The following is a 6,925-nucleotide window of genomic DNA, read 5'->3' as shown; positions in this document are numbered from 1 at the left end:
CGGCGCGGGTGCCGTGGCGCTCGTACTTGGTCGTGACGGCGTCCAGCGCGGCGACGGTCGAGGCGTCCCAGATGTGGGAGCCGGAGAGGTCGATCACGACGTGCGCGGGGTCCTCCGCGTACGAGAACTGCGTGGTCAGGTCGTTGCTGGAGGCGAAGAACAGCTCGCCGGTGACCGTGTAGTGGGCCGTCGATCCGTCGGCCGAGAGGGTGCGCTCGACGGTGGCGAAGTGGGCGACCCGGCGGGCGAAGACGACCATGGCGGCGAGGACGCCGACGACGACTCCGATCGCCAGGTTGTGGGTGAGGACGACCACGACGACCGTGGCGATCATGACGACCGTCTCGCCCACGGGCATCCGCTTCAGGGTCGACGGGCGGATGCTGTGCCAGTCGAACGTCGCCACCGAGACCATCACCATCACCGCGACCAGCGCGGCCATCGGGATGATCGCGACGAGGTCGCCGAGCGCGACGACGAGGATCAGGAGGAACACGCCGGCGAGGAAGGTCGAGATGCGGGTGCGGGCGCCGGACGCCTTCACGTTGATCATCGTCTGGCCGATCATCGCGCAGCCGCCCATGCCGCCGAACAGGCCGGAGAGCACGTTCGCGGCGCCCTGCCCGAGCGACTCGCGGGTCTTGCGGGAGGGGGTGTCGGTGATGTCGTCGACGAGCTTCGCGGTCATCAGCGACTCGAGGAGTCCGACGAGCGCCATCGCGACCGCGTACGGCGCGATGGTCGTGAAGGTCTCCCAGGTCAGCGGCACGTTCGGCACGAACAGCTCGGGGAGGCTGCGGGGCAGCTCGCCCTGATCGCCCACGGTGGGGACGGCGACCGCCGTCACGACGACCGCCGCGGTGATGAGGACGATGGCGACGAGAGGCGCCGGAACGGCCTTCGTCAGGCGCGGCATCACCACCATGATCACGATGCCGACGGCGACCAGCGGGTAGACCAGCCAGGGCACGCCGATCAGGTTGGGGATCTGCGCCGAGAAGATCAGGATCGCCAGTGCGTTCACGAATCCGACCATCACGCTGCGGGGGATGAAGCGCATGAGCTTCGCCACTCCGAGCAGCCCGAGCACGATCTGGAACACGCCCGCGAGGATCACCGTCGCGATGAAGTAGTCCATCCCGTAGTCGCGGGCGACGGGGGCGATCACCAGGGCGACGGCGCCGGTGGCGGCGGTGATCATCGCGGGGCGTCCGCCGAGGAACGCGATCGACACGGCCATCACGAATGACGAGAAGAGGCCGACCCGCGGATCCACGCCCGCGATGATCGAGAACGAGATCGCCTCGGGGATGAGCGCGAGCGCGACCACGAGGCCGGCGAGGACCTCGCGGGTCAGGATGCGGGGGGTGCGCAGCGCCGTCATCACGGTGGGCTCGGCGTGCGGGCGGGCAGGGGTCTTCGAGGCGAGGGCCATCGCGGCGGCTCCAGGGAGTGGGAGGGGTGCTCGACGAGGAGCGCGGAGGGCTGCGGCATCGGGTCGGCGGAAGCGGGCGGGGATGCCAAGCTTGCAGAGGCGTGTCAGCAGCACGTGCAACCCTACCCTCACGTAAGGGTAGATCTGAAGGGGTGAGCAGGATCGGCACCATGCACATCGGCGAGCTCGCCGAGCGGACCGGCCTCTCGCTCCGGACCCTGCGCCACTACGACGAGATCGGCCTCGTGAAGGCGTCCGGCCGCACCGAGGGCGGCTTCCGCCTCTACACGTCCACCGACTACGACCGCCTGATCCTCATCCGCCGCATGAAGCCGCTCGGCTTCTCGCTGGAGGAGATGGCCGCGCTGCTCCGCGTGATCGACACTCTCGAGGCCGAGGGTGACGACGCGCCGGCCGAGGTCCGCGCGCAGCTCGACGCCTTCGTCGCGCAGGCCCGCGAGCGCCGCGAGGCGCTGAGCGCCCAGCTCGCGATGGCCGACGAGTTCGTCGAGCTGCTCACCAGCCGCTGAGCCCGGCCGCCGAGGCCCGTCGCCCGGCCGCCTGCGCGATCGATGCGTCGCGAACGGCTCCCACGCGGCTCCGATGACGACCTTTCGCGACGCATCGGATCCCCGGGAGCGCGGGAGAGCCGCTCAGGTCGCGCTCGCGTCGGACAGCTGCTCCGGGCAGTCGCCGCCCGGCTCGGTGGCGAGCTCGAAGTGCCAGATCTCGTTCGCGTAGATCTGGCAGAGCCCGTAGTCGGTGCCGTGCTGCGCGAGCCAGCTGTCCGCGTCCGTGTAGCCGATGTCGACCGCGCCGCCGGTGAGGTGGGCGGAGGAGGTGACGGATGCGACGCGGCGGCCCGCCTCCTCCGCGCCGTACTCGCGGACGGCGTCGTCGACCAGCGCCTGCTGGTAGCGCTCGCTGCGCCAGCCGCTGGTCACCACGAAGGGCACGTCGTCGGCGGCCGCGTCCGTGGCGGCGGCCTGGACGGCGGCGCGCAGGGCGGGATCGAGGCGGGCGATCGCCGGGAGGTCGTCGGCGAAGGGCGAGACCGACTCGCCCTCCTCGATGTAGCCGTCCTCGTCGCCGAGGGGGTCGGAGAAGAGCTCGGCCGCCGCGGGCGCGCTGCCGCGCCGCTCGCTCAGGAGGGCCCACGACGCCGCTCCGAGGAGGGCGGCGAGCAGGACGACGGCCAGGGAGGCGGCGATCACGGCGGAGCCGGCGCGGCGAGGGCGGTGGGGGGAGACGAAGGTGGAGCGCATGCAGCGAGCACACCAGGGGAGGGGTGACGGGAGCGTCAGGGCCGAGCAGACGCCGACCATACGCCGGGAGGGGGGAACCGCACCGTCACCGTGAGCCCGCCCTCGTCGCGGGCGTCGAGGCGCAGCTCGCCGTCGTGCACCTGGACGATCCGGGCGGCGAGCGCGAGCCCGAGCCCGGCGCCGCGCGGGCCCGCCCCGCCCGCGGTGCGTCCGGCGCCGCGCACGAAGGGCTCGGTCATCGTGGCGAGCAGCGCGTCGGGGACCACCGGTCCGGTGTTGACGACCGCGACCTCGACCGCTCCGTCGGGGGCCGTCCGCGTCGCGACGACCACTCGGCCGCCCTCCGGCACGTTGTGACGGACGCCGTTCAGCACGAGATTGCCGAGCAGCTGCCGCACCAGCACCGGATGCCCGTCGAACGAGCCCTCGCCCAGCTCGTCGACCACGACGATCCCGGAGGCCTCGGCCAGCGGGCGCAGCTCGTCGACGACGTCGGAGGCGGTCTCGGCGATGTCGACGGGCTCCCGGAGGAGCGGCTCGGACGAGTCGAGGGCCGCCAGGGCGAGCAGCGCCTCCACGATCTCGGTGCCCCGCCGGTTCGTCTCGTCGAGGCGCCGGAGCGTCTCGCCAGGGTCGCCGCTCCCGGGGTCGGCGAGGGCCGCGTCGAGGATGCTGCGCGCGATCGCCTGCGGGGTCCGCAGCTCGTGCGAGGCGTTCGCCGCGAACCTCCGCTGCTCCGCGAAGGAGCGCTCCAGCCGCTCGAGCATCGAGTCGAAGGCGTCGGCGAGCAGGCCGAACTCGTCGGCTCGGCCCCCGAGCCCGACCCGCCGGTCGAGCGAGCCGGCGGCCACCTCCCGGGCGACCGCGCTGATCCTCGCCAGCGGGCGCAGGATCCGCCCGGCGAGGAACCAGCCGCCGATCAGCCCCACCACCGCCAGGGCGAGGAGCACCTGCCACACCCGCGGGAGGAGTGCCTCGATCAGGTCCGTGCGGCTCGGCACGAAGGGGCCGCCCGCGTCGATCTGCTCGTCGGGCACGAAGCGGAGGACGTAGAACAGCAGGGCGATGAGCGCTCCGCCCGCGACGAGGAGGAACCCCGCGTAGCTGAGGGTGAGGCGGAGGCGAACGCTCACGGTGCCGGGGCGCCGGGGTCGACCATCCCGTAGCCGACGCCCGGCTCGGTGCGGACGACCCAGGGGTCGCCGAGCCGCTTGCGCAGCGAGGAGATCGTGATGCGGACGGCGTTGGTGAACGGATCGGCGTTCGCGTCCCAGGCCCGCTCGAGCAGCGTCTCGGCGCTCACGATCCCGCCGCGCGCGGCCATCAGGACCTCGAGCACGGCGAACTCCTTGCGCGTCAGCGCCACGTAGCGGTCGCCGCGGTAGACCTCGCGGCGGAACGGATCGAGCCGGAGCCCGGCGAACTCCAGCACCGGGGGCGCGCCCTCGGCCGGCCGGCGCGCGACGGCCCGCAGGCGCATCACCACCTCGCGGAGGGCGAAGGGCTTGGTGATGTAGTCGTCCGCCCCGAGCTCGAAGCCGCGCACCTTCTCGTCGAGCCGGTCCGCCGCAGTCACCATCAGCACCCGCACCGGCAGCGCGTCCACGACGATCCGCCGCAGCACCTCGTCGCCGGGGATGCCGGGCAGGTCGCGGTCGAGCAGCACGGCGTCGTAGTCGGTGACCGCCAGCTGCTCGAGGGCCGTCTCGCCGTCGGGGGCGATGTCGGCGGCGATCGCCTCGAGGCGCAGCCCGTCGCGCACCGCCTCGGCGAGATAGGGCTCGTCCTCGACGATCAGCACGCGCATGCCGTCATGCTACGGACCGGGGCGTATGGCGGGCGTCTGGTGTGCCTGAGCTCCGCTCCCCGCGCTCTGCTCCCCGGCGTCTGCTCGTGGCCGCGTCAGCCGAGCACGCGGATCGGCGCTCCCGAGACCCAGGCGCGGATGCACTCCAGCGAGTCGGCGAAGAAGCGTCGGTAGGTGTCCTCCGTGACGTAGCCCAGGTGCGGGCTGAGCACGGTGCGCGGTGCGCTGCGCCAGGGGGAGTCCGAGGGGAGCGGCTCCTCGTCGTGCACGTCGAGGGCCGCGCCGCCGAGCGCGCCCCGGTGCAGGGCGTCGAGGAGGGCGGGTCCGTCGACGAGGGCCGAGCGGGCCGTGTTCACCAGCAGAGCGGTCGGCTTCATCGCGGCGAGCTCGTCCTCGCCGATCAGGCCGCGCGAGCCGGGAGTGAGCCGGGCGTGCAGGCTGACCACGTCGGAGGTCGCGAGCAGCTCCTCCTTCGACACTGCGGATGCCCCGGCGGCGACGGCCCGCTCGGTGTCGAGGTGCGGGCTCCACGCCACCACGTCCATCCCGAACGCCGCGCCGACCCGGGCCACCCGCGAGCCGATCGCCCCCAGCCCGAGGAGGCCGAGCCGGCGCCCGGCGAGGTCGCCGCCGATCGTCCGCTGCCAGCCGCCCTCGCGCACGGAGCGGTCCTCCTCGGGCAGGTGCCGCAGGGCGGCGAGGATCAGCGCCCAGGTGAGCTCGGCCGCGCCGGTGGTGCCTCCGGAGGCTCCGCTGGACACCACGACGCCCGCACGGGAGGCGGCGGCGAGGTCGATCGCCGAGTTCGCCCGGCCGGTGGTGACGAGCAGGCGGAGGGAGGGGAGCGCCGACAGCACCGCCTCGTCGAAGCGGGTGCGCTCGCGCATCGCGACGACCACGTCGAACGGCGCGAGCGCGGCGAGCACCTCCTCCGCGGTGCCGAGGTGCTCGCGCAGCACCGAGACCTCGGCTCCGCCCTGCACGTCCGTCCAGTCGACGGCGCGGCCGGCGACCCCCTGGTAGTCGTCGAGGACGGCGATGCGGATCGGACCGGGCACGGTGGGCTCCTTCTGAGGGACGGACGGACGGGCGGACGGGCGGTTCGGCGGCGGCGCGGATCAGGCGAGCGCCGACGGCACCACGACGAGCAGCAGCCAGCAGATCGCCGGCGCGATCGCGACCACGATCCCCGCGTTGACCAGCAGCTGACGGTAGAACCGGCCCCTGTCGATGTTCTGCGCGTTGGCCAGCACCAGGGCGCCGTTCGTCGAGAACGGCGACACGTCGACCACGGTCGCCGCGATCGAGAGCGCGGCCACGACCCCGACCACCGGCAGCTCCCCGAGCTGCAGCAGCGGCAGCGAGAGGGGGATGATCGCGGCCAGCAGCGCCGTCGAGGAGGCGAAGGCGGAGGAGATGCCGATCACGTAGCAGAGCACCAGCGCCACCAGGAGGGGCGCCCCGATGAGCAGTGCCATGTCGGCGAGGTCGTCGATCGTGCCGAGCTCCTCGAGCATCGCGATGTAGGTCACCATGCCGGCCACCAGCAGCACGGTCGGCCAGCTGATCCCGGCGATCGACCGGCTCGTGTTCTTCAGGTCGGTGAAGGAGAGGAGGACGCCCGCCGCGATCGCGACGAAGCTGATGGGCTGGTGCAGGACGAGCACGATCAGCAGGATCGCGGCGATCAGCACCAGCGTGAGCAGGCGGGTGCGGGTGAGCGGGATCCGCTCGGCCTCGACAGCGTTCGGCCCGACCGTGCGGATGGAGCCGGTGGCCGTGTACTCGAGGGTGCGGACGCGGGAGGCGACGGCGTAGACGACGACGGTGAGCACCGAGAGGAGCGTGTTGATCCCGAAGCTGGAGAGGAACAGCTGCCACGGGTCGAGCGTGAGGCCGGCGTCCTCGACGATGCCGCGGACGAGCACACCCGAGACCGAGATGGGGGAGAAGGCTCCGGCGTGGGCGCCGTTGATGGTCATGATGCCCATGACGAGGGGGCTCATCCGGGTGCGGCCGGCGAAGCTCATCGCGGCGGGGGCGATCAGCGCGACCGCGGCCGGGCTGAAGGTGCCGAGCGAGGTGAGGAAGGCCGCGACGAGGAAGAACACCCACGGGATGAGGTAGACCCGGCCGCGCACGGCCCGGATGCAGGCGTTCACCATCAGGTCGATGGTGCCGTTCTGCTTCGCCATGCCGAAGAAGTAGGTCACGCCGATGATGGTGAGGACGATCGACGCCGGGAAGACCTCGAGGATCTCCTTGTCGTCGTAGCCGAACGCGATCGCGCCGACGAGGAAGGCTCCGATGAAGCCGAGGAAGCCGATGTTGATCGGGAACACGGTCGCGATGACGAACATCACGACGAGGCCGATGAGGGGGATGATCTCGATAGACGACACTGTCTTCTCCTGATTG

The 6,925-nt window shown here is 72.4% G+C and carries 7 protein-coding genes; 1 reads left to right on the top strand and 6 read right to left on the bottom strand.

What is annotated here, in order from left to right:
• A partial coding sequence (locus C5C39_RS15610) for a SulP family inorganic anion transporter (protein WP_104353811.1) occupies positions 1-1,435 on the bottom strand: 1,435 nt, incomplete at its 3' end.
• Positions 1,436-1,605: 170 nt separating this feature from the next.
• Here C5C39_RS15610 and C5C39_RS15605 point away from each other — a divergent pair.
• Complete coding sequence (locus C5C39_RS15605) at positions 1,606-1,965, top strand: MerR family DNA-binding transcriptional regulator (RefSeq protein ID WP_104227142.1); 360 nt, start codon at positions 1,606-1,608, stop codon at positions 1,963-1,965.
• 123 nt (positions 1,966-2,088) lie between these two features.
• Here the strand turns inward: C5C39_RS15605 and C5C39_RS15600 are convergent, their stop codons facing one another.
• The 5 genes from C5C39_RS15600 to C5C39_RS15580 form a co-directional block, all read right to left on the bottom strand.
• Positions 2,089-2,700 carry a D-alanyl-D-alanine carboxypeptidase family protein gene (locus tag C5C39_RS15600; protein WP_104353810.1) on the bottom strand — a complete coding sequence of 204 codons (612 nt, stop codon included), beginning with the start codon at positions 2,698-2,700 and terminating at the stop codon, positions 2,089-2,091.
• A 35-nt stretch (positions 2,701-2,735) separates the two neighbouring features.
• Entirely contained in the window at positions 2,736-3,833 is a 1,098-nt protein-coding gene (locus C5C39_RS15595) for a HAMP domain-containing sensor histidine kinase (RefSeq protein WP_104353809.1), read from the bottom strand.
• Positions 3,830-4,507, bottom strand: a complete 678-nt coding sequence (locus C5C39_RS15590; protein ID WP_104353808.1) for a response regulator transcription factor — start codon at positions 4,505-4,507, stop codon at positions 3,830-3,832. The genes C5C39_RS15595 and C5C39_RS15590 overlap by 4 nt, the downstream gene beginning before the upstream one ends.
• Before the next feature lie 95 nt (positions 4,508-4,602).
• Positions 4,603-5,565: a D-2-hydroxyacid dehydrogenase family protein gene (locus C5C39_RS15585; protein WP_104353807.1), complete on the bottom strand. Its 963-nt coding sequence runs from the start codon at positions 5,563-5,565 to the stop codon at positions 4,603-4,605.
• 60 nt (positions 5,566-5,625) lie between these two features.
• On the bottom strand, positions 5,626-6,909 hold the full coding sequence (locus C5C39_RS15580) for an SLC13 family permease (protein ID WP_104238498.1): 1,284 nt from the start codon (positions 6,907-6,909) through the stop codon (positions 5,626-5,628).
• Positions 6,910-6,925 lie beyond the last annotated feature (16 nt).

It is taken from the genome of Rathayibacter sp. AY1F3 (genome assembly GCF_002931975.1).
GTDB lineage: Bacteria > Actinomycetota > Actinomycetes > Actinomycetales > Microbacteriaceae > Rathayibacter.
Note: the sequence above shows the minus strand (reverse complement) of the source record. Positions and strands in the feature narration are given on the sequence as shown.